The organism is Aeromicrobium sp. (assembly GCF_047606445.1).
GTDB lineage: Bacteria > Actinomycetota > Actinomycetes > Propionibacteriales > Nocardioidaceae > Aeromicrobium.
Genome location: NZ_JASGEK010000063.1, coordinates 1 through 23,812, shown reverse-complemented (window position 1 = coordinate 23,812; position 23,812 = coordinate 1). Strand labels below are relative to the sequence as shown.

The following is a 23,812-nucleotide window of genomic DNA, read 5'->3' as shown; positions in this document are numbered from 1 at the left end:
TTGGTCGACTGTGGAGCCGTCGGTGTCGACCTCGGACGCCTCAGGAAGCCTCGTCGAGGTGGGCGTAGCGGTAGAGGAACACCGCCATCTGCTCGCGCAGGACCAGCTCGTCGGGGCGGAACTCGTAGGTGCCGTCGGGGATCTCGTAGCCCTGGGTGATGTCGTGGTCGGCCATCCAGGCGATATGGGGGGCCTGCGGATGATCTGCGGGGAGGTCGTCGAAGGCGGAGGCCTCCGGGGCGGCGAGTTCGTCCTCGACACCGGCCAGACGTGTCAAAATCACCGCCAGCTCTGCACGCGAGATCGAGCCCTCCGGGTCGAAACGCCGCTCGTCGCCCGCCTCGACCGACGTCACCAAACCTTGGCCCGCCGTCCAGACGACCGCCTCATAGTGCGCGTGCTCGTCAGAGAGGTCGGCGAACGGCGACCGCTTCGGCAGGTCCGCGACCTCCGGCGAGCCCGACAGACGGTGCAAGAACACCGCCAACTCCTCACGCGTCACCGGCTCCTTCGGCGCGAAACGCCGCGTGCCGTCCTCATTGTCGCGACCCATCGAGATGCCGTTCAGCGTCACCCACGTCATCTCATGGCCGAACGGATGGTCGTTCGGCACGTCGTACAACGACCGCAACTGTTCGACCGTCTCCTTCGCCGGACCGTCGTGCAACACCTCGCCATTGCCGAGCAGGATGCCGCGGTCGCACAGATCGGCGACCATGTCGAGGTCATGGCTGACCACCACCAGCGTCGTTCCCTGCTCCTGCAACTCACGGATCCGCGCCAGGCACTTCCTCTGGAACGGCTCGTCGCCCACCGACAGAATCTCGTCGACCAGCAAGATGTCGACCTCGGTGTGGATCGCCACCGAGAACGCCAGCCGCAAGAACATGCCCGACGAGTAGTGCTTCACCTCGGTGTCGATGAACTTCTTGATCTCGCTGAACTCGACGATCTCGTCGAAGCGGGCGTCGGTCTCCTCCTTGGTCATGCCGAGGATCGCCGCGTTCAAGTACACGTTCTCGCGGCCCGACAGATCCGGATGGAAGCCCGCTCCCACCTCGATCAGTCCTGCGATGCGGCCCCGGGTGCGGACCGTGCCGCCGTCGGGACGCAGCACGCCGGAGATCATCTTGAGCATCGTCGACTTGCCCGAGCCGTTGAAGCCGAGCAACGCCACCGACTCGCCCTGCTCGATCGTGAAGTCGACACCGCGCAAGGCGTCGAAACTCGACGAGAGCTTCTTGCGGCGCGTCAGCGCGACGACCGTCTCCTTCAACGAGTGCGTGTGCCGCAGATGAAAGGTCTTGCGCACGTCCGAGACGGCGATCGCGGTCGTCGGCGTGACCGTCGGGGCCTTAGAGGTCTTGGGCAAAGCGTCCCTCCAGACGACGGAAGACGTACTGTCCGGCGGCGAGCACGGCCAGCGAGGTCGCCAGGCCGATCCCGGCGAACAGCCAGGTGTCCGGGGAGATCCCGGCTGACTCGGTGGTGGGATACCAGAAGCCTTGGTGCATGAGGTTGACCGCGGCGGTGATGGGGTTCAACTGGTAGACGGTGAACAACCAGTCCGGCATGACGTCGCGGACCATGCCCCACTGGTAGAGCACCGGCGAGGTCCACGGCGCGACCATGACAATCAAGTCGACGAAGTTCTGCGAGTCGCGGACGGAGACGTTCGCCGCGCCGAACAGCATGCCGAGGCCCAACGCGAAGACCATCACGATCAGCGTGGCGAGAAGGACGCCGGCGATCTGCGACACCGTCGGCGTCCACCCGACGGTCAGACAGGCGATCAACAGAATCGCCATCTGCGGCAGGAAGTTGACGAGAGCGACATAGATGGTGGCGACGGGGAACAGCTCGCGCGGCAAGTAGATCTTCTTGATCAACGCCCCGTTGTCGACGAGCGAACGGGTCGAGTTGGCGAACCCTTCGCAGAAGAACGTCACCAGGATGAGCCCGGAGAACAGGTAGATCGGGAAATGCTCGATCGACCGGTTCAGCTGGAGGAACACGCCGAGGGCCAGGAAGTAGACCAGGAACTGCGTCGCGGGCTTGACGAACGACCAGGCCCAGCCGAGCACCGACCCGCGATAACGGACCTGCACGTCTTTGCGGGTCAGCAGCTGCAGGAGATAGCGGCGGCGGGCGACGTCGGCCAAGCCGGATCCGCGTCCGGGATCGACCATCTCCGGAACCGGATCACCGGTGCGAGCCGACACGTTCCCTCCTCAGGGGTCAGACGTCGAGGACGTCCTGATAGTCGCAGTGAGTCTAGCCCGGCGGGCTCCGGTAACGTGGGGGGATGCGCGCGGCGTCGCGCGCGGGGCGCGGGCACGCGCGCCCTCGTCGTCTCCTAAGCAAGGATTTCTCGTGGTGAACGCTGATCTGTTGGTCGTCGGTTCGGGTTTCTTCGGTCTCACTATCGCCGAGCGGGCCGCTGAGCACGGTCTGAAGGTGCTCGTCATCGACCGTCGCTCGCACCTGGGCGGCAACGCCTACAGCGAGTTCGAGCCGGAGACCGGAATCGAGGTGCACCGCTACGGCGCCCACCTGTTCCACACCTCCAACGAGCGGGTGTGGGAGTACGTCAACCGCTTCACCACCTTCACCAACTACGTGCACCGCGTCTACACCGTGCACAAGGGCGAGGTCTTCCCGCTGCCGATCAACCTCGGCACCGTCAACCAGTTCTTCCGCTCGGCGCACTCGCCCGACGAGGCCAAGGCGCTGCTGGCCGAGCAGGCCGGCGAGTTCGAGTCGGCCAAGGCCACGAACCTGGAGGAGAAGGGCATCAGCCTGATCGGCCGCCCGCTCTACGAGGCGTTCATCCGCGACTACACCGCCAAGCAGTGGCAGACCTCGCCGACCGAGCTGCCGCCGGAGATCATCAGCCGACTCCCGGTCCGCTACACCTACGACAACCGGTACTTCAACGACACCCACGAGGGCCTGCCCACCGACGGCTACACCGCGTGGCTGGAGCGCATGGCCGACCACCCGAACATCGAGGTCCGGCTGGACACCGACTTCTTCGACGACTCCCACGAGGCCAGCAAGGACAAGGTGCTCGGCCAGATCCCCGTCGTCTACACCGGCCCGGTCGACCGCTACTTCGACTACGCCGAGGGGCGCCTGTCGTGGCGCACCCTCGACTTCGAGGAGGAGGTGCTGCCGGTCGGCGACTACCAGGGCACCTCGGTCATGAACTACGCCGACGCCGACGCGCCCTACACGCGCATCCACGAGTTCAAGCACTTCCACCCCGAGCGCACCTCGCCGAGCGACAAGACCGTCATCATGCGCGAGTTCTCGCGCTTCGCCGAGGGCGACGACGAGCCGTACTACCCGGTCAACACCCCCGAGGACCGCGAGATGCTGCTGGCCTACCGCCAGCGCGCCGAGGGCGAGCCGAAGGTGCTGTTCGGCGGGCGTCTGGGCACCTACCAGTACCTCGACATGCACATGGCGATCGGCTCGGCGCTGTCGATGTTCGACAACCAGCTGCCCGAGCTGATCCCGGCTCTGAAAGAAGCCGAATGAGCCGGTACACCGCCGAGCTGGCCGCCGAGATCGAGGCGCGCTGGCAGGACCGCTGGGAGTCCGAGGGCACCTTCCACGCGGCGAACCCGACGGGCGACCTCGCCGGGGACGCCTCGGGCGAGAAGTACTTCCTGATGGACATGTTCCCGTACCCCTCGGGCGCGGGCCTGCACGTCGGGCACCCGCTGGGCTACATCGCCACCGACGTGGTCGGCCGCCACCAGCGCATGCTCGGCAAGAACGTGCTGCACGCGCTCGGCTACGACGCCTACGGCCTGCCCGCCGAGCTGCACGCCATCAGCACCGGCGAGCACCCGCGCGACAACACGCTGGCGAACATCGCCAACATGCGCCGTCAGCTGCGCCGCCTCGGCCTGGGCCACGACGACCGTCGCTCCTTCGCGACGATCGACCCGGGCTACGTCAAGTGGACGCAGTGGATCTTCCTGCAGTTGTTCAACTCCTGGTACGACACCGAGCAGAACAAGGCCCGGCCCATCGCCGAGCTGGTCGAGCAGCTGGGCACCGACGACCCGGCGGTGATCGACGAGCACCGCCTGGCCTATGTCAGCGACTCGCCGGTCAACTGGTGCCCGGGCCTGGGCACGGTGCTGGCCAATGAGGAGGTCACCGCCGAGGGACGCTCCGAGCGCGGCAACTTCCCCGTCTTCACGCGCAACCTGCGGCAGTGGAACATGCGCATCACCGCGTACGCCGACCGGTTGATCGACGACCTGGAGCGGGTCGACTGGCCCGAGCCGGTCAAGCTCATGCAGCGCAACTGGATCGGCCGCTCGCACGGCGCCGAGGTCGACTTCGCGACGGACGCGGGTCCGATCCGGGTGTTCACCACGCGCCCCGACACGCTGTTCGGCGCGACCTTCATGGTGCTGTCGCCGGAGCATCCGCTGGTCGACGCGCTCACCACGGCCGAGCAGGCCGGCGCCGTCGCCGCGTATCGCGCCGAGGCCGCCGCGAAGACCGACGCCGACCGTCAGGAGAGCCGCGACAAGTCGGGCGTGCCGCTGGGCGCCACCGCGACCAACCCGGTCAACGGCGAGCAGATCCCCGTGTTCATCGCCGACTACGTGCTCATGGGCTACGGCACCGGCGCGATCATGGCGGTGCCGTCGGGCGACCAGCGCGACTTCGAGTTCGCCACCGCGCACGGCCTGCCGATCGTGCCGACGCTGGCCGAGCAGGAGGGCCTCGACCACGCCTACGCGGGCGAGGGCACGATCGTCAACTCGGCCAACGACGAGGTGTCGCTCGACGGTCTGTCGGTGGCCGACGCGAAGGCGCGGATCATCGCGTGGCTGGAGTCGAAGGGTCTCGGCACGGCGAAGACCACCTACCGGCTGCGCGACTGGCTGTTCAGCCGTCAGCGGTACTGGGGCGAGCCGTTCCCCATCGTCTACGACGAGCACGACCAGCCGATCGCGCTGCCGAAGTCGATGCTGCCGGTCGAGCTGCCCGAGGTGCCCGACTACAGCCCGCGCACCTTCGAGCCCGACGACGTCACCAGCGAGCCGGAGCCGCCGCTGGGCCGCGTCGCCGAGTGGGTGGACGTCACCCTCGACCTGGGCGACGGGCCGAAGCAGTACCGCCGCGAGACCAACACGATGCCCAACTGGGCCGGGTCGAGCTGGTACGAGTTGCGCTACACCGACCCGGACAACGACGAGCTCGTCTGCGATCCGGAGAACGAGCGCTACTGGCTCGGCCCCCGTGAGGCAGGTGGCGTCGGCGGCGTCGACCTGTACGTCGGCGGCGTCGAGCACGCGGTGCTGCACCTGCTGTACGCGCGGTTCTGGCACAAGGTCCTGTTCGACCTGGGGCACATCTCCAGCGAGGAGCCCTTCCAGCGCCTGTTCAACCAGGGCTACATCCAGGCCTACGCCTACACCGACGAGCGCGGCGCGTACGTCCCGGCCGACGAGGTGGTCGAGAACGACGACGAGACGTTCACCTGGAACGGCGAGCCGGCGTTCCGCGAGTACGGGAAGATGGGCAAGAGCCTCAAGAACGTCGTCACGCCCGACGAGATGTACGACGCGTACGGCGCCGACACCTTCCGGGTCTACGAGATGAGCATGGGTCCGCTCGACATGTCGCGTCCGTGGGAGACGCGCGCGGTCGTCGGGTCGCAGCGGTTCCTGCAGCGGGTCTGGCGTCTGGTCGTCGACGAGGAGAGCGGCGAACTGGTCGTCACCGACGAGGACTTGGACGACGCCACGCTGCGGGCGCTGCACAAGACCATCGACGGGGTGTCGGCCGATATGGAGCACCTGCGCTTCAACACCGCCATCGCCAAGCTGATCGAGCTGACCAACCACCTCACCAAGGCGGGCGTGCGCGCCCGGGCAGCGGTCGAGCCGCTGACGCTCATGCTCGCGCCGTTCGCGCCGCACCTGGCCGAGGAGATCTGGTCCCGGCTGGGTCATGAGGAGTCGCTGGCGCGGGCCCCGTACCCGGTCGCCGACGAGGCGTATCTGGTCGAGGACACGGTCACCTGCGTGGTGCAGGTGCAGGGCAAGGTCCGGGCGAAGATCGAGGCCCCCGCCTCGGCCACCGACGACCAGCTCACCGAGCTCGCCCTCGCCGAGGCCAACGTCCAGAAGACCATCGACGGCCGCGAGATCCGCAAGATCATCGTCCGCGCCCCCAAGCTGGTCAACATCGTGGTGTGAGTCACGGAGCGACCCACTAGAATCCAGCTATGGCGAAGCGGCGCACGAGGTTCCCCGGCGGGGTGGCGGTCGTCACCGACTCCACGGCGTCGCTGTCGCCTCAGGACGCCGAGGACGAGGGCGTCGAGGTCGTGCCGCTGTCGGTGATCGTCGGCGCGGACACCCTGGTCGAGGGCGTCGACGCCGACGCCGACCTCATCGCGTCGGCGCTGCGCGACTTCGTCCCGGTCAGCACCTCGCGGCCGAACCCCGAGGAGTTCGCGCAGGTCTACCGGCGGCTCGTCGACGAGGGCGCGAAGGCCATCGTGTCGGTACACCTGTCGAGCCGGATGTCGGGCACGGTCGACGCTGCGATCCTGGCCGGCCGCGACGTGTCGGTCCCGGTGACGGTGGTCGACTCCCGCCAAGTGGGCGTCGCCACCGGTTTCGCCACCGGCATCGCCGCCCGTGCGCGCGGCTCGAAGGTCAAGGCCGGCAAGGTCGCGACGCTCGCCCGCGAGGCCGGCGAGGCCTCGACCACCCTCATCTACGTCGACACGCTGGAGTATCTGCGCCGCGGCGGCCGGGTGGGCGCGGCGGCCGCGCTCATCGGCTCGGCCCTGGCGGTCAAACCGCTGCTGACCATCCGCGACGGACTCGTGGTCCCGTTGGAGAAGGTGCGCACCGCAGGCAAGGCCATCGCCCGCATGGAGACGCTGGCGGCCGAGGCCGCCGAGCAGCACGCGTCCTACGACATCGGCGTGCAGCACCTGGCCAACGAGCCCGTCGCGACCCAGCTGGCCGAGCGTCTGGCCAAGCGGCTGGAGCGCGAGACGGTCCCCGTCGACGAGGTCGGCGCGGTCATCGGCGCCCACGTCGGCCCCGGCACCGTCGCCGTGACCGTCACCCCCCGCCCGGTGTGAGTCAGGCGGCGGCGTCGAGGGCCTCCGCGTAACCGTCCTGACGCAGGCTCCTCACGAGAGCGGGACTGGGGGTGTTCGCGGCGAGCCAATCGCGGATCGCCGTGACCTGCGTGACGTGCGAGACGTCCCAGACGTCTAGATAATCGAGCAGCATGAAGGACGTGTGAGGGACGAAGGGCTGATCGACCTCGGCTAGGCGAAGGTCGTTCCATAAACGATCACCGAACGTGTTCATGAGTCAGTCGCCTCCACATGCAGGACGGGAAGTCCACCGTCAGGGTACTCCACTCTTGTGAGATGAAGGACGAGCCGAGGGCGGAGTAGTACTTCGAATTGATCGCGGAGCGACGTCTCGCCCGCTCCTGCGATCCATGCCGCGCGAGAGCCAGGCGCGACGGTGACACGCATGAGGGCCGGGCCGCCGAGCAGCGGCGGTGCGGTGAACTCCGTGGTGGCGACCTGACGTGAGAGCGACGCGGCGAAGAATCGATCCACGCGCCGTCTGGCTCCCGCGAGATTCCCGAGTTCGCTGGCTGGCAGACCGAAGGCGCTGGTGCTCGATCGGACTCCGCGCCAGAGCACGGTGGGTCGACGGATGGCGCCTTTGCGAATAGCCGATAGGAGGTCGCGGGCGACTTTCGCGTCAGCGGGTGAGGCGTCGGCTGAACCGCTGATGACGGCCTGGATCCGCTGGTAACGCCGGTCGACACCTTGCCAGGCGGCGATGGCGGCGCGTTCGGAGGGCGTGAGGGAGCTTCTCCACTCACGGAAGTCAGCGTCGAACTGTTCGGCTGATCTCATGGGTGGCAGCTTTCCACGAGGAGCCGACACGCGGATCGACTTATCCACAGGGGGCTTGTCAGGTGTCGTCACACTGTCCACAGGTCGTGATTTGGCAGGTGACGGGGCGGCGGACAGCGGCTTAGCGTCGCGCTATGGACACAGAAGAGACGCGCGCGGCGATCGCCCGTCGCCGCCTGGCGCAACTGGTGGCGTCGTTCGAGGACGAGCATGTGCCGGACGTCGATCCGGTGGTGGAGGAGCCCGGCGAGCCCGAGGACACGGTGGTGGCGGGTCGGCGGGGCAGCCTGTGGGAGACGGCGCGGAGCCGGCTCACGCCGACCCACCTGCGGGTCGTGGCGGCGGCGGGCGCTGCCGTCGCGGTGCTGGTGGCCTGGCAGGTGCTCTCCGGGCGACCCGAGGCCGAGCCGGCGGGCTTCGCGTCGCAGACGGGCGAGTCCTCGGACGAGGCGGTGGAGGAGGGCGGGGAGATCGTCGTCGACGTGGCCGGCAAGGTGCAGCGGCCCGGCGTCGTCACGCTCCCGGCCGGGTCGCGGGTGCACGAGGCCATCGACGCGGCGGGCGGGCTGGCCGGCGAGGTCGACACGACCAGCCTCAACCTCGCCCGGCGGCTGGTCGACGGCGAGCAGATCCTCGTGGGCGTCGCACCGGTCGCGCCCGCGGGCGGCGGAGGCGGCGGCGCGGCGACCGGGGCGGGAGCGGTCAACCTCAACCAGGCCGACCTGGCAGCGCTCGACGAACTGCCGGGCGTGGGACCGGTCACCGCGCAGGCCATCATCGACTGGCGCGCCGACAACGGCCCGTTCCGCAGCGTCGACGATTTGCTGGAGGTCTCCGGCATCGGCGAGGCGACGCTCGCCAAGCTGCGCGACCTCGTCACGGTCTGAGCCCGCCGATGTCGGCCAGCGTCGCCACGACCGCCGTCACGGAGGAGACGACCGCCGCCCGTCACGACCTCCGGCTGGTCCCCGGCGCGCTGCTGGCGTGGGGCGGCGCGGCGTGGTGGGTGACGCAGCCGTCGTGGGTCGCGGTGGGCGCGGCGGTCGGGGGACTGCTCGTCGCGGCCGTCGCACGAGCGCGCCCGTGGACGGCGGTCTCGGCGTGCCTGATCGCGCTCGTCGCAGCCTCCTGCGCCTGGCGGATCGCCGAGGTCGAAGGATCGCCGGTGCGGGCGTGGGCCGAGGAGGAGGTGGTGGCCGACGTCGTCGCGACGGTCACGCTCGACGCGCGGTCGTACGAGTCGCTCGGCGGGGAGGGGATCGTGCTCGGCGTCTCCCTCGACCGCGTCGTGTCGCGCCTCGGCGTGGTGCGCGACGGCGGCGACGCGACGGTGTTCGTGGACGGCTCGGGGATCTCCGAGCACGACCTGGTCGTCGGGCGACAGGTCGCGTTGAGAGCACAGCTCACGCCGTCCGACGCGACGAACGAGGTGGCGGCGGCGCGCGCCCACGCGGTGGAGCCGTTGCCCGGGACGCCCTGGTGGTGGGCGGGCGGCGAGCGGGTCCGCGAGGGCGTGCGCGGCGCGGTCGCCGGACAGCCCGCCGCCCCGCGAGGCCTGGTGCCCGCCCTGGTCGACGGCGACGTCTCGGCGCTGCCGGAGGAGCTGGAGGAGGACTTCCGGCGCAGCGGTCTGACGCATTTGACCGCGGTGTCCGGGGCGAATTTGGTGATCATCGTGGCGGCTGTGCTCGGCGCCGTTCGGGCGATGGGGGTCGGACGACGGTGGTGGGCGGTGCTCGGCCTGCTGTCGGTGGTCGGCTTCGTGGTCGTGGCGCGCCCGGAGCCGAGCGTGCTGCGCGCTGCGGCGATGGGCGTGGTCGGGTTGGTCGGGCTCGGCGTCGGACGGGCGGCGGGCGTCCGGTCGCTCGCGGTCGCGGTGGTGGCGCTGCTCGTCGTCGACCCGTGGCTGTCGAGGTCGCCCGGATTCGTGTTGTCGGTGTGCGCCACGGCGGGCATCGTCCTGTGGGCGCGGCCCTTCGCCGAACGGTTGAGCTGGTGCCCGCGGTGGCTCGCGGTCTCCCTCGCCGTGCCGTTGGCGGCGCAACTCGCCTGCACGCCCGCGCTCGTGGCGTTGAGCGGCGAGGTGTCGCTGGTGGCGGTGTTCGCGAATCTGCTGGTGGCCCCCGCGGTCGCGCCGACGACGGTGGCGGGGCTGGCCGGCGGCCTTGCCTATCTGGTCTGGCCGTGGGCGGGCATGGTGTTCGGGACGGTCGCCGGGTGGTGCGCCCGCTGGATCATCCTCATTGGTGAGATCGCTGGTGACTTCGACGGCGCGTCGGTGCGCTGGGGCGGCCCCTGGTGGCTGAGCGTGATCGCCCTGCCGGTCGTGGTGGCGGCGCTGTGGTGGCTGTTGCGACGGCCTGGTCTCGCCGTCGGCGTCGCCATCGGCCTGATGATCGTGATCTGGCGCCCGCCCGACCCCGGCTGGCCGCCCGAGGGCTGGACGCTGGTCGCCTGCGACGTCGGGCAGGGCGACGGACTGGTGGTCGACGCGGGCGAGGGGCGGGCGGTGGTCGTCGACACCGGCATGGACCCCGAGCCCGTCGACCGTTGCCTGCGACGACTCGGCGTGGACCAGGTGACGGCGCTGGTGCTGACGCACGCCGACGCCGACCACGTCGCCGGTTGGCGGGGCGTGGCGCGCGGGCGGCAGGTGGAGCGGGTGGTGGTGGGTCCGTCGGGCGGACCGGACGACCTCTCCGGCCTGCCGGTCGAGCAGGCGGCGGCCGGCGACGTGATCGAGGCGGGCGAGGCGACCCTCGAAGTGCTGTGGCCGAGGGACCGCGAGGCCGAACCCGGCGACGACCGCAACGACGTCAGCCTGGTGCTGCGCCTGCGGGCCGGCGGCGTGACCACGCTGCTGACGGGCGATATCGGACCGGAGGCGCAGCGCGCGCTCCTGCGCTCGGGGGTCGACGTGCGGGCCGACGTGCTCAAAGTCCCGCACCACGGCAGCAAGCATCAGGACGAGGAGTTCATCGCCGCCGTCGGCGCCCAGGCCGCGCTGCTCAGCGCCGGACGCGACAACGACTACGGCCACCCCGCCCCGTCCGTCCTCACCCTGCTCGGCGACCTCGGCACGGCCTGGTGGCGCACCGACGAGCAGGGAGACCTCGCTGTGGTGGTCGAGGACGGCCGTTTCGGCGTGGTGGCGCGCGGAGTGGACTAGGGTCCGTCTCATGGGTCAACGGCTTTTCCTCGTCGATGTCGAAGCGAGCGCTCGGACACCGTTCCGGGGCGTGATGACGGAGTTCGGCGTCGTCGATTTCGAGACACGCGCCTGGTTCCACGGGCGTCTGTGGGACTTTCACCCGCATCCGGACGTTCCGGCGCTTCCCGTGCCCACGCGGGAGAACCCCGGCTGGTCCGCGACGACCGCCCTCGATCCGAGGCGGGAGGACCCCGAACGGGTCGAGGCCGCCGACGCGGCGCAGGTCTTCGTCGAACTGATCGCCTCCGACGCGCGCCCGGTGCTCGTCAGCGACAACCCCGGATATGACGTGATGTGGATGGCCGACGGTTTCGACCGGCACGGCCTGCCCGATCCCTTCGGCCACAGCTCGCGCCGCATCGGCGACCTGGCGGCGGGACTCGCGGGCGACTGGCGGCGGACGAGCGACTGGAAGCGGCTCCGGGTCACCCCGCACGACCACACACCCGTCAACGACGCGCTCGGCAACGCCGAGGCTCTGGCGGCGTTGCTGGCCGAGCACGGCCAGCTCGACTCCTGACATACGACGGAGGAAGACAAGTGGACTGCTCGGTGATCCAGGCCGACGCCGTGGGACTGGCCGGCGACTGGCACGGGTCGGCCCGTCATGCCGTCGCCGCGATCGGCCGGTTCGCGCGGCTCGGCGCCGAGGGCGGCCCGGAGGTGCGCTGGATTTTCCATCTCGGCGATTTCGGCTTGTGGCCGAATGCGATGGGCGTGCGCTATCTGAACCGGGTCGCCGAGGCGCTGGCGCGCGCCGACTTGTTCATGGCGGTCACCCCGGGCAACCATGAGGACTGGAACGAGTTGGAGAAGGCCTTCGCGCAGGGCGGATACCGTGAGCCGGTCGAAGGGCGGCCACGGCTGGTCTTCCTGCCGCCCGGGTATCGCTTCGACCTGGTGACGAGCTCCGGAGTGACACGTCGGGTCTTGTCCGTCGGCGGCGCGCCGAGCGTCGATTCTGGTCAGCGCGTCGAGGGTAAGACATGGTGGCGCGGGGAGGCGGTCACCGACGCGGACGTCGACCGCGCGGTGAACGGCGGTCGCGCGGACGTGCTGCTGGCCCATGACGCGCCGGACGATTCGACGAGCGCGGTCCGCCAGATCGTCGAGGGGCCGTCGCCGTGGCCGGCGGAGGCGTTGGAGCGCGCCCGGCGTGGCCGAGAGCAGCTCAATCGAGTCTGCGCGGCGGTGCGCCCGTCGGTGTACGCGCACGGCCACTATCACGTCCACGACGTGGAACAGCGAGGTGAGACGTTGTTCGCCTCGCTGGACTGCCAGGGTCGTCCGGGCAATCTGATGCTGCTCGACGTCGAGGAGTTGTCGGTCGCGTCGCTCTGACGGTCCGGAGGCGTGCAGGGCTCCGTGCGTTCGTGGTCCTGCCGAGGCCGAGGACGGCCTTAGACGTTCTCCGGTGCCGGGAGGCGGCCGTGCTCCAGGGCGGCCCAGAAGTCGCCGCGCACATAGTCGTCGCCGCGCGCGGCCGGCGCGTGGTCCCACGCGTGCGGTTGTCCGGTGGACAGCGCCCGCTGGACCGCCTGACGCCGACGCTGGCTGCGCCGGACGTCGGCCCGCAGCGCGTCGAGGTCGTAACGCTCGGCCAGCACGGCCCGCAGCCCGTCGGCCACCTCCCGGTACGCCGGGTCGTCGGCGAGGTCGGCCAGCTCGTCGGGGTCGGCGGCCACGTCGAAGAGCTGGTCGGGGTCGCCGGGGCAGCGCACGAACTTGTACGGCCCGCGCACCACCGTCAGATGCGGCGCGGTGACGCCCTCGGCCAGATACTCGATCACCACGTCCTCGGGCTCGGTGTTCTCGCCGACGAGCATCTCGGTGAGACTGCGTCCCGACGTCTCGGGCGCGTCGGCCCCGGCGAGGTCGGCCAGCGTCGGCAGCAGGTCGATCAGCGACACGGGAGCGTCGACCCGACGGGCGGCGAAACGCTCGGGCGCGTGCACGATGAGCGGCACCCGCGACGACTGTTCGAAGGGCGACATCTTGTACCAGAGGCCACGCTCGCCGAGCAGGTCGCCGTGGTCGGAGGTGACGATGACGACGGTGTCCTCGCGCAGCCCGAGCGCGTCGAGCCGGTCGAGGATCCTCCCGACGTTCTCGTCGACGTAGCTGACCGACGCGTAGTACGCCCGCCGGGCCCGTCGCGTCTCCTCGACGTCGGGGACTTTCTGGTCGAAGCCCGACATCTGCTGTAACCGCTGGCTGTGCGGGTCGAGGTCGTCGAAGTCGACCGGGGCCACGCGCGGGTCGTCGATCTCGACGTCGTCGTAGAGCGCCCAGTGCTCGGCGGGCGGCTCGTACGGGTCGTGCGGATGGATGAAGGAGGCCACGACGAGGAAGGGGTCGTCGCCGGGGTCGCGGGCGAGGTCGTTGAGGTGGCGCAGCGTGCGGAAGACCACCTCGTCGTCGAAGTCGCGCTGCACGGTCGCCACGCTCGCGCCGGCGGAGAACACGCTGCTCGCCTCGTGGTACCACGGCAGGCGCTCGGCGGGCGGCAGCTCCCAGTCCGGCACCATGTCGAGTCCGGCCGGGTAGACGTCGGTGGTGAGCCGCTGCTCGAAGCCGTGCAGCTGGTCGGGGCCGATGAAGTGCATGCGGCCGATGAGCGCGGTGCGGTAGCCGGCGCCGCGCAGCACGTGCGCGAAGGTCGGGACGGAGCTGGCGAAGTCGGCGCCGTTGTCGTAGGCGCCGATCTCGGAGGGCAGCAGCCCGGTCATCATCGAGGCCCGCGACGGCGCGCACAGCGGCGAGTTGCAGTAGGCGCGGTCGAAGACGACGCCCTCGTCGGCGATCCGGTCGAGACGGGGCGAGATCACCACGCTGTTGCCGTAGGCGCCGAGGGCCTGGGCGGCGAGCTGGTCGGCCTGGATCAGGACGATGTTCGGACGGCGGGTCATGGGGTGTGCTCCCTGTGCTGGCGGCGGAGGTCGAGGATCTCGTAGGCCGTGGCGCGACATCGGTCGGCCAGCGGCTCGAAGCGTTCGGTCGTGACCCGGTACGAGGGGCCGGAGACGCAGACCGCGCCGAGACATCGCCCGGACTTCTCGACCACCGGCACGGCCACCCCGTACAGGTTCTCCTCCAGCTCGCCACGCGCGAAGGCCCGCTCGCGGGTCCGCACGCGGTCCAGCTCGGCGCGCAGCGACGTCGGGAGCGAGGGCGGCTGCTCGTCGCCGAAGGCCAGCAGCGCCTTGCCGTCGGCGGTGAGCGCGAGCGGCGTCCGCGCCCCCACCCACGACCGCACGCCGACGCGATGGGTGCCGCCGGACTGGGCGACGGTGACCGCGTAGTCCCCGTCGCGGACGGCCAGGGTCGCGGTCTCGCCGGTGGCCTCCGACAGCCTTTCCAACGGCCCCCGGGCGATCTCGGCGAGATCCGCCTCGCCCGCCGCCGCACGGCCGAGGCGGCGCAGCTCCGGGCCGAGCCGGATCGGCCCGGAGCCGCCGCCGTCGAGCAGGCCCTCGGCCACGAGGGTCGCGACGAGGCGCGAGGCGGTGCTCTTGTGCACCTCGAGCGCCGCGGCGATGTCGGTGATCGTCATCTGCTGGTGGTCGGCGACGGCGCGCAGGACGCGGGCGGCGCGCTCGACGCTCTGGATGCCGCCGGAACGGGTCGGCTGGGAGGGGCTCACCCGACGTTGATAACAGTCGCCGAACTGCTCCGACGGTTTTGTCTGCGATATGAGACACCGGAAGATTTCGAGATTTTCAGTTGAACAATCAGCGGCAGTTGCACTATTCACAACGATCGTGAGGTTCATCATGAGAACTCGCCCCACCCCTTGGCGCGTCCGAACGGCCGCCGCCCTGACCACGTTGGCGCTCACCGGATTGGCCGCCTGCGGCTCGTCCGGCTCCGGTGACGGCGAGGAGATCGTCGTCGGCGTCTTCTCCTGGACGGCCGCCGGCGTGCAGGCCGAGATCCTGTCCCAGGTCGCCGAGGAGCACCCCGAGCTGGGTGTCTCGGAGATCGTCCAGCAGAACGTCGATCCGGCGGTCGGCTGGGCGGGCATCGACAAGGGCGACGTCGACGTGCTCGTCGAGGTCAACCTGCCCAACCAGCAGCAGTTCGCCGACGAGGCGGCCGAGACCACCGAGCTGGTCAGCGAGACCTACGGCGGCGCGGTCCAGGGCTGGTTCGTCCCGGCGTATCTCGTCGAGGAGGGCGGCGCGGCCGAGGGCCTGACGAGCGTCGACCAGCTCGCCGAGGAGAAGTACGCCGACGCCGTCGGCGGGGTGCTGTACGACGCCGACCCGGGCTGGGTGACCACCGAGCAGAACGCCGCCCGCATCGAGGGCTTCGGTCTGGAAATCGAGCACAACCCGTCGAGCGAGGCCGCCGAGCTGGCCGAGCTGAAGCGCGCCTACGACGACGAGGAGCCGATCCTCGTCTACCTCTACCGCCCGCACTGGGTGTTCGACGAGTACGACCTCGTGCAGCTGGAGGAGCCGAACCCGTACGTCGAGGGCGCCTTCACCGACGGCGGCCCGACCGACGTCGCGATCCCGACGCTCGCCGCCAACATCGCCGCCCGCAAGGACCTCCAGGACCGCGCGCCGGAGTTCGTCGAGTTCTTGAAGAACGTGGAGATTCCGCTGGAGGACGTCGAGGCGCTGCTGGCCGCCGCGAACGCCGACTCCTCGCTGACCCCGGAGGACTTGGCGACGCAGTGGCTCGACGAGAACGCCGACCTGGTCGAGTCATGGCTGCCGTGACCCGTGCGGGGGAGCCGCTGCTCGTCGCCCGCGGCCTGTCGAAGTCCTTCGGGCGGGGCGCGCGCAGGAAGGTCGCGGTGCAGGGCGTCGACCTCGACATCCACCGCGGCGACATCTACGTGCTGATCGGCCTGTCCGGCTCGGGCAAGTCGACGGTGCTGCGCATGCTGAACCGGCTGATCGACCCGACGACGGGCACGGTCGAGCTGGACGGCCAGGACTTGTCGGACTTGACGCCGAAGCAGTTGCGCGAGGTCCGCAACCGGCGGATCAGCATGGTCTTCCAGCACTTCGCGCTGTTCCCGCACCGGACGGTCCGGGAGAACGCCGCGTACGGGCTGCGGCTGCGCGGCGTCGACAAGGCGCGGGCGTGGGACAAAGCCGACGAGGCGCTGTCGATCGTCGGGCTCGCCGACTGGGGCGACGCCAAGCCGAGCGAGCTGTCCGGCGGCATGAAGCAGCGGGTGGGCTTGGCCCGCGCGCTGACCACCGACGCCGACGTGATCTTGATGGACGAGCCGTTCTCCGCGCTCGACCCGTTGATCCGCACCGAGATGCAAGACCTCCTGGTCAAGCTCGCCCACGAGCTCGGCCGGACCGTCGTCGTGGTGACGCACGACCTCAACGAGGCGACCCAGTTGGGCACCCACATCACGCTGCTCGCGCAGGGTCGGGTCGCGCAGACCGGCACGGCGGTCGACATCCTGACGAGTCCGGCCGACGACTATGTGCGGCGCTTCGTCGGCGAGGTCGACCGGGCGCGGGCGTTGAAGGCCTCCGATGTGCTGGTGCCGACCGCCCAGTGGGACCAGGCGGTCCCGGAGGTGACGGTCGACCCCGGTCACACGCTGGCGCAGGTCGCGGCGAGGCTCGGTCGGTCGCACGGGGCGGCGGTGACCGAGAACGGGTCGCTGCTCGGCTACGTGTCGACCGAGTCGGTGCTGTCGGCGGTCGCGCACGTCGAGGGGAGGGTGGCATGAGCCGGGTGGGCGCGGCGGTCCTGCCCGACCTCGACCTGGGCACGCCCGCCGCCGACGCGATCGACTGGCTGCTGGTCCACTTCGGCGACGCCTTCGACGCGGTCGGCGAGGCGTTCGAGGTCTTCATCGACGGCCTGACCGACCTCCTGCTGCTGCCGCCGTCCTGGGTGGCGGTGCTGATCTTCGCGGCGCTGCCGGTGTTGTTGCAGCGGTGGGGCGTGGCCGCCTTCGCGCTGGTCGCCCTGTCGGTGGTCGACGCGATGGGGCTGTGGGAGCAGACGGTCGAGTCGCTGGCCGTGGTGCTGGTGGCGACGGTCGTCGCGACGCTCGTCGGGGTGCCGCTCGGCATCTGGGCGGCGCGGCGGCGGGCGGTGTCGGTGGTCGTGCGACCGCTGCTCGACCTGGCGCAGACCACGCCGGCGTTCGTCTACCTCATCCCGGCGGTGTTCTTCTTCGGCGTCGGCGTGGTGCCGGGGGTCGTCGCGACGCTGGTGTTCGCCATCGCCCCGGCGGTGCGGCTCACCGAGCTGGGCATCAAACAGGTCGACACGGAGGTGGTGGAGGCCGCGCACGCCTTCGGCGCCCGGCCGGGCCAGCTGTTGCGCGAGGTGCAGCTGCCGCTGGCGCTGCCGACCATCGCGGCGGGCGTCAACCAGGTGATCATGCTGTCGCTGTCGATGGTGGTCGTCGCGGGGCTGGCCGGGGCCGGGGGGCTCGGCGCGATCGTCACGCGGGCGGTCACCCAGCTCGACGTCGCCTCGGGTATCCAAGGCGGTCTCGCGGTGGTGATCCTCGCGATCTATCTCGACCGGGTGACGGCGGCGCTCGTGGAGCCCCGGCCGATCTGGCGGCGTCTCGTCGGCCGTTCGTCGGGGAAGGCGCCTGCCGCCGACGAGGAGCCGGGGTTGCGGTTGGTCGCCGCGTGACGCAGGAGAAGGAGTGCTGCTGCGGACCGGCCGCCGACGGCCGGTCCGCGGCGGCGCCGGTCGTCGAGGTCGCGTGCGGCGGCGCGCGAGGGGAGCCGTCGGGGTGGGTCCGGCTCGACGGCGGGACGTTCCTGATGGGCGCCGACGACGCGCTCGCCTATCCCGGCGACGGCGAGGGGCCGGTGCGCGAGGTGACGGTGGAGCCCTTCGAGATCGGCGCGACCACCGTGACGGTGGCCGAGTTCGCCCAGTTCGTGGAGGCGACCGGGCATGTGAGCGACGCCGAGCGGTTCGGCGACTCGCTCGTCTTCGTCGGGTCGCTGCCCGACGACGCGCCACCCACGCGGGCCATCGCCTCGACCCAGTGGTGGCGAGTGGTCCCCGGCGCCTCCTGGCGGGCTCCCGAGGGGCCGGGGTCGACGGTCGAGGACCGGGCCGACCATCCGGTGACGCATGTGTCGCAGCGCGACGCGCTGGCCTATGCGCGGTGGGTCGGCGGTCGGTTGCCGACCGAGCGGGAGTGGGAGTTCGCGGCGCGCGGCGGACTCGTCCAGCAGCCGTACCCGTGGGGCGGCGAGCGCGAGCCGGACGGCGAGCGCCGGATGAACACCTTCGAGGGACGTTTCCCCTCGGCCCCGTCGCGTCCGGTCGGCACGACGCCGGCCCGCTCCTTCGCCCCGAACGGCTACGGTCTGTTCAACATGACCGGCAACGTGTGGGAGTGGACGTCGAGCCCGTTCAGCGCCCGCGACCCGCAGCCGGTGCTGCGCGGCGGATCTTTCCTGTGCCACGACTCCTACTGCCGCCGCTACCGCGTCTCCGCCCGCATCGCCAACACCCCTGACTCGTCCCTGTCTCACACCGGTTTCCGCCTAGCGCGCTCGGTGTGAATTTCGCCTGGTTGGGGCTTCCCGCCGTGCACAGGCGGTGACGACCCGGCGGTGGAGGTCGCCGGGTCGGCCGACCGAGGCCGTCGGACGTCAGCGGAATCCGTCGCTCGGAAGGTCTGCCTCGCTCGGACGAGCGTAGTACCACGTCGTGTCGACTGTCTCGTTCCCGCACTCGTCGCACTGGCGGATCTCGCCGGTGCCGTCCTCGGTCAGTCGTCCTGGAGGGAAGTCGGTGGTCCGCTGGCAGGTGTCGCAGTAGAGGTTGATGGTCCTGATGATGCGGGTTCCGGGCTGATGGGCCATGGGGAGGCCTTTCTGTGTGGTGGATGGTGACGAGGTGAGGGTGGGGCCCGGTCAGTGAGGAGCCCCACCCTCACGGTTGTCGTTACTTCTTCTTGCGAGGCACTGGGTGGATCGTGACACGTGTGCCGCATCGGCTCACGACGGCGTAGCAGGGCATGGCGCGCAAGCGGAGCGCGGCCGCGAGGAGAGCCGGCTCCTCGTCACGGCTGATCGGCATGTCCTGGTCGTCGGGGTTGGCCGGCAGGACGAGGAGGGTCTCGTGACCGCTGGTCCGCATCCAGGCGGTCGCGGTGATCTCGGCGGTGAAGGTCTCCGTCGTGGCCTGCTCGGTGTCGGCGAGAGTGATCGAGGTCGTGACGCTCGGCAGCGAGACCGTGGGGTCGGCGCCGAGGATGGTCGAGAGGTAGCGCTCGCCGAAGTAGACGGGCAGCGTGGCGCGGACCTGGTCGAGGGCGCGCTGGGTCTGGACGGGGTTCGTGGCCTGCTCGGCGGCGAGGTGGATGGAGTACATGGCGGGCTTCCTTCCGTAGTGCGGTGAAGAAACCATAGCATATGAGAAGTGACTCATCATTTAAGTGGGGTGAGGGATTGCTTTTGGTGGGTGGGGTTTATGATGATCCGCATGGCCGACATCTCTGAGTTCGAGGAGCGCTTCGCGCCCCAGCCGTTCCCTGAGCCCGCGCCCCCTGCGGTGGTGGCCGATGCGCTGGGATTGTCCTGGCGGGCGACGGAGAATCTCTTGGCTGCCGATGTGGCGGCGGCGTTGGGCGACGGGGACGCGACGACCTTCGTCAACCGTCGTGACTCGCTCGTCGTCTCGCAGGAGGGGCTCGACCGGTTGAGGGTCGCCCCGTCGATTCCGGCCGATCACGAGCCGCTGGTCTGTGCTCGTGTGCGCTCGGTGCGCGCGGTGGACGACTCCGACCGCTCGTACATGGGATGGCACGCGCGACTCACGCCCGAGGAGGTCGAGCTCGCCGTCACGCGCTGGTGGCCGGTGCCCAAAGACGATCCGGTGGGGCGGGTTTTCGTCGCCTCGGTGAGCGGTTTCATCGTCCATTGCGGGCGCATCGAGGATGTCCACGAGGACCGTGGACAGGTCGCCTATGCGCTCGACACCTCCGACGCGCGGATCACGCGGGACTTCTGGGGCCGCCGGATCGCCTCGCCGCGCGGTGGCGCCATCCGCTACTTCGCCGCCGGCGAGGGCGCGCTGGGCGCCGACGACCGACACGGAGGAGAAGAGTCATGATGCCGAAGACCTTGGTCCTGGTGCGCCACGGCGAGTCGGAGGGCAACGCCGCGGCCAAGGCCGCCTATCACGAGGGCGACGAGTCGCACTACACCGAGGAGTTCGCCTCGTCGCACGATCGCAACTGGTCGCTGACCGAGCTGGGGCGTGAGCAGGCGCGGGCGACGGGCGTGTGGCTGGCCGAGCATTTCGATGGTTTCGACCGCTACTACGTCTCGCCGTACCGGCGCACCTTGCAGACGGCGGTCGCGTTGGACCTGCCCGACGCCCGCTGGCGGCTCAACCGCTCGCTCCGTGAGCGCGAGTTCGGTCCGCTGTCGGCGTTGAGTCCGGCCAAGCGCGAGGAGGCCGTGCGTCAGCGTGGCGGACACTACGACGGCCTCTATGGAGCGCTGCCCAACGCCGAGTCGCTGGCCGACGTGATGGAGCATCGGGTGCGCAACTTCCTCGACACGTTGCACCGCGAGTGCGCCGGACAGCAGGTGCTCGCGGTGTCGCACGGCTACTTCATGTTCGGGACCAAGTGCGTGCTGGAGCGACTGGCGGACCAGGAGATCGTCTCGCTCGTGGAGCAGCGACGGTTCCCGTCGAACGCGGAGGCATGGGTCTACTCGATCAGCGACGGCGGACGCTTCCTCGACACGTTCCAGAGCGCTCGGCCGCAGCAGGTCGAGGACGGCTGGGAGGTCGAGGTCGGCGAGGTGACGTCGTTCGAGCTGACGACCTACAGCAACGCCGACCTCGCGCGCCTGGCGGAGCTGTGAGCGAGCCTCGGGCGGTGCTGGACGCCGACGTCCTCGCGCTGGCCGGAGACTGGCATGGCGCGACGACGAAGGCGGTCGTCGCCATCGAGCGCCTGGCCAGGTTGAGCGAGGAACGCTCGTGGGGGCTTCGCTGGATCTGCCACCTGGGCGACTTCGGTCTGTGGCCGGGGAACGTCGGGGCGCGCTATCTGAACGTGATCGACGAGGCGTTGGAGCGACACGGCCTCGGCCTGCTGGTCACGCCCGGCAACCACGAGTGGTGGGCGTTCTTGCGGGAGGCCTTCGCCGCCTCGGACTACGCCGAGCCCGTCATGGTGCGTCCGCGGATCGCCTTCCTGCCGCCGGGCTACCGGTTCGACGTGACGACGTCGTCGGGGGCGACGCGGAGCGTGTTGTCGGTCGGCGGCGCGCCGAGCATCGACCTCGACCTACGGGTGGAAGGCGCCGACTGGTGGCCGGGCGAGGCCATCACCGACGAGGATGTCGACCGCGCCGTCACGGGCGGGTCCGTCGACGTGCTGCTGGCCCACGACGCGCCCGACGACTCCACGGCGGCGGTCCGGCACATCATCGCCCGCCCGTCCGGCTGGTCGAGGAAGGGCCTGACCTACGCCGCCGCAGGCCGGGCCCAGCTGAACCGGGTCTGCGCCGAGGTCAGACCGAAGTTCTACGCCCACGGCCACTACCACGTCCACGACGTCGAACAGCGAGGCCAGACGCTTTACGTCTCCCTCGACTGTGAAGGCCGTCCCGGCAACCTCATGCTGCTCGACGTCGAGGCGCTGACGGTCGCGCCCGTGCCGCGTCATGAGGGAAAGTGAGTCGATATGACCCCCCTCGACTCCTTGCCGCAGTAGTTCTCAGGCGGCGTTCCAGTCGGGACTGGCTGGAAGGTGGAGGGTGACGCCGCCCTGTGTGATCGTCATGCGTCGGCCCTCGAAGGCGGCGAGCGTGCGATCTTCCGGTGGTGTCAACTGGAAGGCGACGGCCCCGCCGGGGGTCGTCTCGTGGTCGGTGATTGTGGCGACGTGCGCGACATAGCCGACGACCGCCGCCACCAGGGTCTTGCCGTGCCACTGGTCGGGGTCCTTGATCCGCCACCAACGGCCGACGGCGGCTTCGTGGTCCTCCCAGCTGGCTCCAGGGAGCCAACCCATGTGGCTGCGTTCGGCGTCGTTCGGGTCGCGGCGGGCGGGGCGGACGCGCACGACGAGCGCTTCGGGGTGTTCGGTGAGCCATGGCGTGTTCGCGAGCTTCTCGAGGGTCGCCGACGGTGTCAGCACGGACTCGATGTCACGCCGGTCGTGGCGATGGAAGCAGGGGCCTCCGACGCCGGACACGACGAGCAGGGCCGCGCTCATCTTGGACATGCCGAGCCGGTCCGCCACCTCGCGAATCGAGTAAAGGGTGTCGGGAGGGCGCATCAGCTCAGAGAACTCCACCGCACCTTTCTAGCCGATGGGCTCTCAATGCTGGTGGAACCATTCGCGAAAGTCGTGTCCGTCGAGGCGCATGGCCTTCACCGCCTCACGCGCGGTGGTCGACACGGGGAGGATGCTGCCGGGCTTACGGATGTGTTCGAGATGGATAGTGCCGATCTCGCTGCGCCATGGCGGATCGATGTTCAAAAAGCCATGGACGAAACCGTTGGGTGACGTGGCTCCCACGAGAAATCGGGCTTCGGTGAAGGGGAGGGCGGGTTCGCCGTGGATCACCTGGCCGTCTTCGGTGACGCCGCAGTCGGGGTAGGGCGCGTAGTCGCCCAGGATGAGCGCTCGTACGGGAGCGTCGTCCTCATACGGGTCTTGTTCCTTGGCGTCGGGAACGCCGAAGCCCCGCATGAGGCGCAGGGCGTAGACAGTGCTCGCGTCGACCATTGCTCTCCTTCTCCGTGGCGATCTATCTCTCTGGGGAGACTAGCAGATAGTGCTCAATGGGTCTATCTTTACAAAGTGCAAGATGAGGTCCGTAGAGTGATCGACGACGTTGAACACCGAGAATGAAGGAGCAGAAATGGCACAAGAGACGTACTTGTACCTGTACGACAACCTGGAGTTGAACAAGGTCTACATCGGGATCGGGGACTCGATGGACCGCGTCTGGCAGTCGCACAATCCGGAGGCCGAGGCGCTGCGGGACGTGCCGGGAACCACGATCCTGCAGACGGTCACGCCGTTCTCGAAGCGGGCAGACGCGCGCAAGGCGGAGGCCATCGCCATCCATATCGCGGCCCGCATGGGCAAGACGGTCATCGTGGAGGACGACGAGGGGCGCGCGTCCTCGGAGATCAGCGAGGAAGGGGCGGTCTTCACGGTCAACCGAGCGGGTGTCGAGAGCACGAAGGAGCTGGGCCCGGCGGTGTTCTTGCGTGAAGGCGAGGTCGACTACAGCGACCTGCGGGGCACGGCCATCGTCACGATCAAGTCGGAGTCGATGGACGACCGACCCGCTCCCTACGGTGGAGTGTCGGCCGCGAGTTTCTCGGAGCGCGCTCGTCAGTGGTGGAGCGTCGGCACCGCCAAGCAGCCCCGGATCACGCGATTGATCGCGGTTCTCTCCGGATCGGACGTCATCTTGGGCGATTGGGACGTCGATCCAGCGGGGAGTTACGGCCCCGATGGTGACGTTTTCCCGCTGTGTGACCCGGAGCAAGACGATCCCCGTGGTGTCAAAGGAATGCGGCTTGTTCCACGTTCCGCTCGTCGGGGCGGCAAGATGGTCTACTCCTCGGACCTGCGCGGTTGAGCGTCGGGGGGGGTGGACACCCCCCCGGGGGGGGGGGCCCCCCCCGGGAGACCGCGGCCCAGGAGCCCCCCGACGGGG

At 69.9% G+C, this 23,812-nt stretch carries 25 protein-coding genes; 15 read left to right on the top strand and 10 right to left on the bottom strand.

Features of this window, described 5'->3' with window-relative positions:
• Positions 1-40: 40 nt before the first annotated feature.
• Positions 41-1,372 (bottom strand): ATP-binding cassette domain-containing protein, encoded by a 1,332-nt coding sequence (locus QM621_RS11985; protein WP_414990618.1) that lies wholly within the window; start codon positions 1,370-1,372, stop codon positions 41-43.
• The gene (locus QM621_RS11980) at positions 1,356-2,222 is read right to left on the bottom strand and encodes an ABC transporter permease (protein ID WP_414990617.1); all 867 of its coding nucleotides are present in this window, start codon (positions 2,220-2,222) and stop codon (positions 1,356-1,358) included. The genes QM621_RS11985 and QM621_RS11980 overlap by 17 nt, the downstream gene beginning before the upstream one ends.
• 154 nt (positions 2,223-2,376) lie before the next feature.
• Here QM621_RS11980 and glf point away from each other — a divergent pair, with 154 nt between their 5' ends.
• The 3 genes from glf to QM621_RS11965 are packed head-to-tail and all read left to right on the top strand — an operon-like array spanning position 2,377 to position 7,135.
• A complete protein-coding gene (gene glf, locus QM621_RS11975) occupies positions 2,377-3,543 on the top strand; it encodes a UDP-galactopyranose mutase (RefSeq protein WP_414990680.1) in 1,167 nt (388 codons plus the stop codon).
• The gene (leuS, locus tag QM621_RS11970) at positions 3,540-6,233 is read left to right on the top strand and encodes a leucine--tRNA ligase (RefSeq protein WP_414990616.1); all 2,694 of its coding nucleotides are present in this window, start codon (positions 3,540-3,542) and stop codon (positions 6,231-6,233) included. Before glf ends, leuS begins: the two co-directional genes overlap by 4 nt.
• A gap of 29 nt (positions 6,234-6,262) precedes the next feature.
• Positions 6,263-7,135 (top strand): DegV family protein, encoded by an 873-nt coding sequence (locus QM621_RS11965; RefSeq protein ID WP_414990615.1) that lies wholly within the window; start codon positions 6,263-6,265, stop codon positions 7,133-7,135.
• Position 7,136: 1 nt separating this feature from the next.
• Here QM621_RS11965 and QM621_RS11960 read toward each other — a convergent pair whose 3' ends face one another.
• A complete protein-coding gene (locus QM621_RS11960) occupies positions 7,137-7,289 on the bottom strand; it encodes a hypothetical protein (protein ID WP_414990614.1) in 153 nt (50 codons plus the stop codon).
• Positions 7,290-7,366: 77 nt separating this feature from the next.
• Complete coding sequence (locus tag QM621_RS11955; RefSeq protein WP_414990613.1) at positions 7,367-7,936, bottom strand: hypothetical protein; 570 nt, start codon at positions 7,934-7,936, stop codon at positions 7,367-7,369.
• A 368-nt stretch (positions 7,937-8,304) separates the two neighbouring features.
• Here QM621_RS11955 and QM621_RS11950 point away from each other — a divergent pair, with 368 nt between their 5' ends.
• From QM621_RS11950 to QM621_RS11935, 4 genes are read left to right on the top strand one after another with little or no spacing between them, the layout of a single operon-like run.
• Positions 8,305-8,823 carry a helix-hairpin-helix domain-containing protein gene (locus tag QM621_RS11950; RefSeq protein ID WP_414990679.1) on the top strand — a complete coding sequence of 173 codons (519 nt, stop codon included), beginning with the start codon at positions 8,305-8,307 and terminating at the stop codon, positions 8,821-8,823.
• 8 nt (positions 8,824-8,831) lie between these two features.
• Entirely contained in the window at positions 8,832-11,105 is a 2,274-nt protein-coding gene (locus QM621_RS11945) for a DNA internalization-related competence protein ComEC/Rec2 (protein WP_414990612.1), read from the top strand.
• Positions 11,106-11,115: 10 nt separating this feature from the next.
• Entirely contained in the window at positions 11,116-11,667 is a 552-nt protein-coding gene (locus QM621_RS11940) for a hypothetical protein (protein WP_414990611.1), read from the top strand.
• Between the two features lie 20 nt (positions 11,668-11,687).
• A complete protein-coding gene (locus QM621_RS11935; protein ID WP_414990610.1) occupies positions 11,688-12,488 on the top strand; it encodes a metallophosphoesterase in 801 nt (266 codons plus the stop codon).
• A 59-nt stretch (positions 12,489-12,547) separates the two neighbouring features.
• Here the strand turns inward: QM621_RS11935 and betC are convergent, their stop codons facing one another.
• Complete coding sequence (gene betC / locus QM621_RS11930) at positions 12,548-14,056, bottom strand: choline-sulfatase (RefSeq protein ID WP_414990609.1); 1,509 nt, start codon at positions 14,054-14,056, stop codon at positions 12,548-12,550.
• The gene (locus QM621_RS11925; protein WP_414990608.1) at positions 14,053-14,790 is read right to left on the bottom strand and encodes an IclR family transcriptional regulator; all 738 of its coding nucleotides are present in this window, start codon (positions 14,788-14,790) and stop codon (positions 14,053-14,055) included. The genes betC and QM621_RS11925 overlap by 4 nt, the downstream gene beginning before the upstream one ends.
• A 130-nt stretch (positions 14,791-14,920) precedes the next feature.
• On the opposite strand from QM621_RS11925, the gene QM621_RS11920 reads away from it, so the two are divergent.
• Genes QM621_RS11920 through QM621_RS11905 form a run of 4 tightly spaced genes read left to right on the top strand, consistent with a single transcriptional unit; the run spans position 14,921 to position 18,670 of the window.
• Positions 14,921-15,874 (top strand): glycine betaine ABC transporter substrate-binding protein, encoded by a 954-nt coding sequence (locus QM621_RS11920; protein ID WP_414990607.1) that lies wholly within the window; start codon positions 14,921-14,923, stop codon positions 15,872-15,874.
• On the top strand, positions 15,862-16,854 hold the full coding sequence (locus QM621_RS11915; RefSeq protein WP_414990606.1) for a betaine/proline/choline family ABC transporter ATP-binding protein: 993 nt from the start codon (positions 15,862-15,864) through the stop codon (positions 16,852-16,854). Before QM621_RS11920 ends, QM621_RS11915 begins: the two co-directional genes overlap by 13 nt.
• Entirely contained in the window at positions 16,851-17,780 is a 930-nt protein-coding gene (locus tag QM621_RS11910; protein WP_414990605.1) for an ABC transporter permease, read from the top strand. The genes QM621_RS11915 and QM621_RS11910 overlap by 4 nt, the downstream gene beginning before the upstream one ends.
• Entirely contained in the window at positions 17,777-18,670 is an 894-nt protein-coding gene (locus QM621_RS11905) for a formylglycine-generating enzyme family protein (RefSeq protein WP_414990604.1), read from the top strand. The genes QM621_RS11910 and QM621_RS11905 overlap by 4 nt, the downstream gene beginning before the upstream one ends.
• A gap of 90 nt (positions 18,671-18,760) precedes the next feature.
• On the opposite strand, the gene QM621_RS11900 is transcribed toward QM621_RS11905, so the two are convergent.
• Positions 18,761-18,973, bottom strand: a complete 213-nt coding sequence (locus QM621_RS11900) for a hypothetical protein (RefSeq protein WP_414990603.1) — start codon at positions 18,971-18,973, stop codon at positions 18,761-18,763.
• 82 nt (positions 18,974-19,055) lie between these two features.
• A complete protein-coding gene (locus tag QM621_RS11895; RefSeq protein ID WP_414990602.1) occupies positions 19,056-19,484 on the bottom strand; it encodes a hypothetical protein in 429 nt (142 codons plus the stop codon).
• Between the two features lie 111 nt (positions 19,485-19,595).
• Between QM621_RS11895 and QM621_RS11890 the strand changes: the two genes are divergently transcribed.
• From QM621_RS11890 to QM621_RS11880, 3 genes are read left to right on the top strand one after another with little or no spacing between them, the layout of a single operon-like run.
• Positions 19,596-20,225 carry a hypothetical protein gene (locus QM621_RS11890; protein ID WP_414990601.1) on the top strand — a complete coding sequence of 210 codons (630 nt, stop codon included), beginning with the start codon at positions 19,596-19,598 and terminating at the stop codon, positions 20,223-20,225.
• Positions 20,222-20,989 carry a histidine phosphatase family protein gene (locus tag QM621_RS11885; RefSeq protein ID WP_414990600.1) on the top strand — a complete coding sequence of 256 codons (768 nt, stop codon included), beginning with the start codon at positions 20,222-20,224 and terminating at the stop codon, positions 20,987-20,989. Before QM621_RS11890 ends, QM621_RS11885 begins: the two co-directional genes overlap by 4 nt.
• Positions 20,986-21,810 carry a metallophosphoesterase gene (locus tag QM621_RS11880; RefSeq protein ID WP_414990599.1) on the top strand — a complete coding sequence of 275 codons (825 nt, stop codon included), beginning with the start codon at positions 20,986-20,988 and terminating at the stop codon, positions 21,808-21,810. Before QM621_RS11885 ends, QM621_RS11880 begins: the two co-directional genes overlap by 4 nt.
• 39 nt (positions 21,811-21,849) lie before the next feature.
• On the opposite strand, the gene QM621_RS11875 is transcribed toward QM621_RS11880, so the two are convergent.
• Both QM621_RS11875 and QM621_RS11870 read right to left on the bottom strand, forming a co-directional pair.
• Positions 21,850-22,431, bottom strand: coding sequence for a hypothetical protein (locus QM621_RS11875; RefSeq protein WP_414990598.1), 582 nt, complete (start codon positions 22,429-22,431; stop codon positions 21,850-21,852).
• A 24-nt stretch (positions 22,432-22,455) separates the two neighbouring features.
• Positions 22,456-22,866 (bottom strand): hypothetical protein, encoded by a 411-nt coding sequence (locus QM621_RS11870; protein WP_414990597.1) that lies wholly within the window; start codon positions 22,864-22,866, stop codon positions 22,456-22,458.
• A 136-nt stretch (positions 22,867-23,002) separates the two neighbouring features.
• Between QM621_RS11870 and QM621_RS11865 the strand changes: the two genes are divergently transcribed.
• Entirely contained in the window at positions 23,003-23,734 is a 732-nt protein-coding gene (locus QM621_RS11865; protein ID WP_414990596.1) for a hypothetical protein, read from the top strand.
• Positions 23,735-23,812 lie beyond the last annotated feature (78 nt).

Coding starts and splice junctions, on each gene's coding strand:
- leuS (WP_414990616.1), top strand. CDS start 3,540: ATGAGCCGGTACACCGCCGAGCTGGCCGCCGAGATCGAGGCGCGCTGG.
- QM621_RS11965 (WP_414990615.1), top strand. CDS start 6,263: ATGGCGAAGCGGCGCACGAGGTTCCCCGGCGGGGTGGCGGTCGTCACC.
- QM621_RS11960 (WP_414990614.1), bottom strand. CDS start 7,289: ATGCTGCTCGATTATCTAGACGTCTGGGACGTCTCGCACGTCACGCAG.
- QM621_RS11955 (WP_414990613.1), bottom strand. CDS start 7,936: ATGAGATCAGCCGAACAGTTCGACGCTGACTTCCGTGAGTGGAGAAGC.
- QM621_RS11945 (WP_414990612.1), top strand. CDS start 8,832: ATGTCGGCCAGCGTCGCCACGACCGCCGTCACGGAGGAGACGACCGCC.
- QM621_RS11940 (WP_414990611.1), top strand. CDS start 11,116: ATGGGTCAACGGCTTTTCCTCGTCGATGTCGAAGCGAGCGCTCGGACA.
- betC (WP_414990609.1), bottom strand. CDS start 14,056: ATGACCCGCCGTCCGAACATCGTCCTGATCCAGGCCGACCAGCTCGCC.
- QM621_RS11920 (WP_414990607.1), top strand. CDS start 14,921: ATGAGAACTCGCCCCACCCCTTGGCGCGTCCGAACGGCCGCCGCCCTG.
- QM621_RS11915 (WP_414990606.1), top strand. CDS start 15,862: ATGGCTGCCGTGACCCGTGCGGGGGAGCCGCTGCTCGTCGCCCGCGGC.
- QM621_RS11910 (WP_414990605.1), top strand. CDS start 16,851: ATGAGCCGGGTGGGCGCGGCGGTCCTGCCCGACCTCGACCTGGGCACG.
- QM621_RS11900 (WP_414990603.1), bottom strand. CDS start 18,973: ATGGCCCATCAGCCCGGAACCCGCATCATCAGGACCATCAACCTCTAC.
- QM621_RS11895 (WP_414990602.1), bottom strand. CDS start 19,484: ATGTACTCCATCCACCTCGCCGCCGAGCAGGCCACGAACCCCGTCCAG.
- QM621_RS11890 (WP_414990601.1), top strand. CDS start 19,596: ATGGCCGACATCTCTGAGTTCGAGGAGCGCTTCGCGCCCCAGCCGTTC.
- QM621_RS11885 (WP_414990600.1), top strand. CDS start 20,222: ATGATGCCGAAGACCTTGGTCCTGGTGCGCCACGGCGAGTCGGAGGGC.
- QM621_RS11870 (WP_414990597.1), bottom strand. CDS start 22,866: ATGGTCGACGCGAGCACTGTCTACGCCCTGCGCCTCATGCGGGGCTTC.
- QM621_RS11865 (WP_414990596.1), top strand. CDS start 23,003: ATGGCACAAGAGACGTACTTGTACCTGTACGACAACCTGGAGTTGAAC.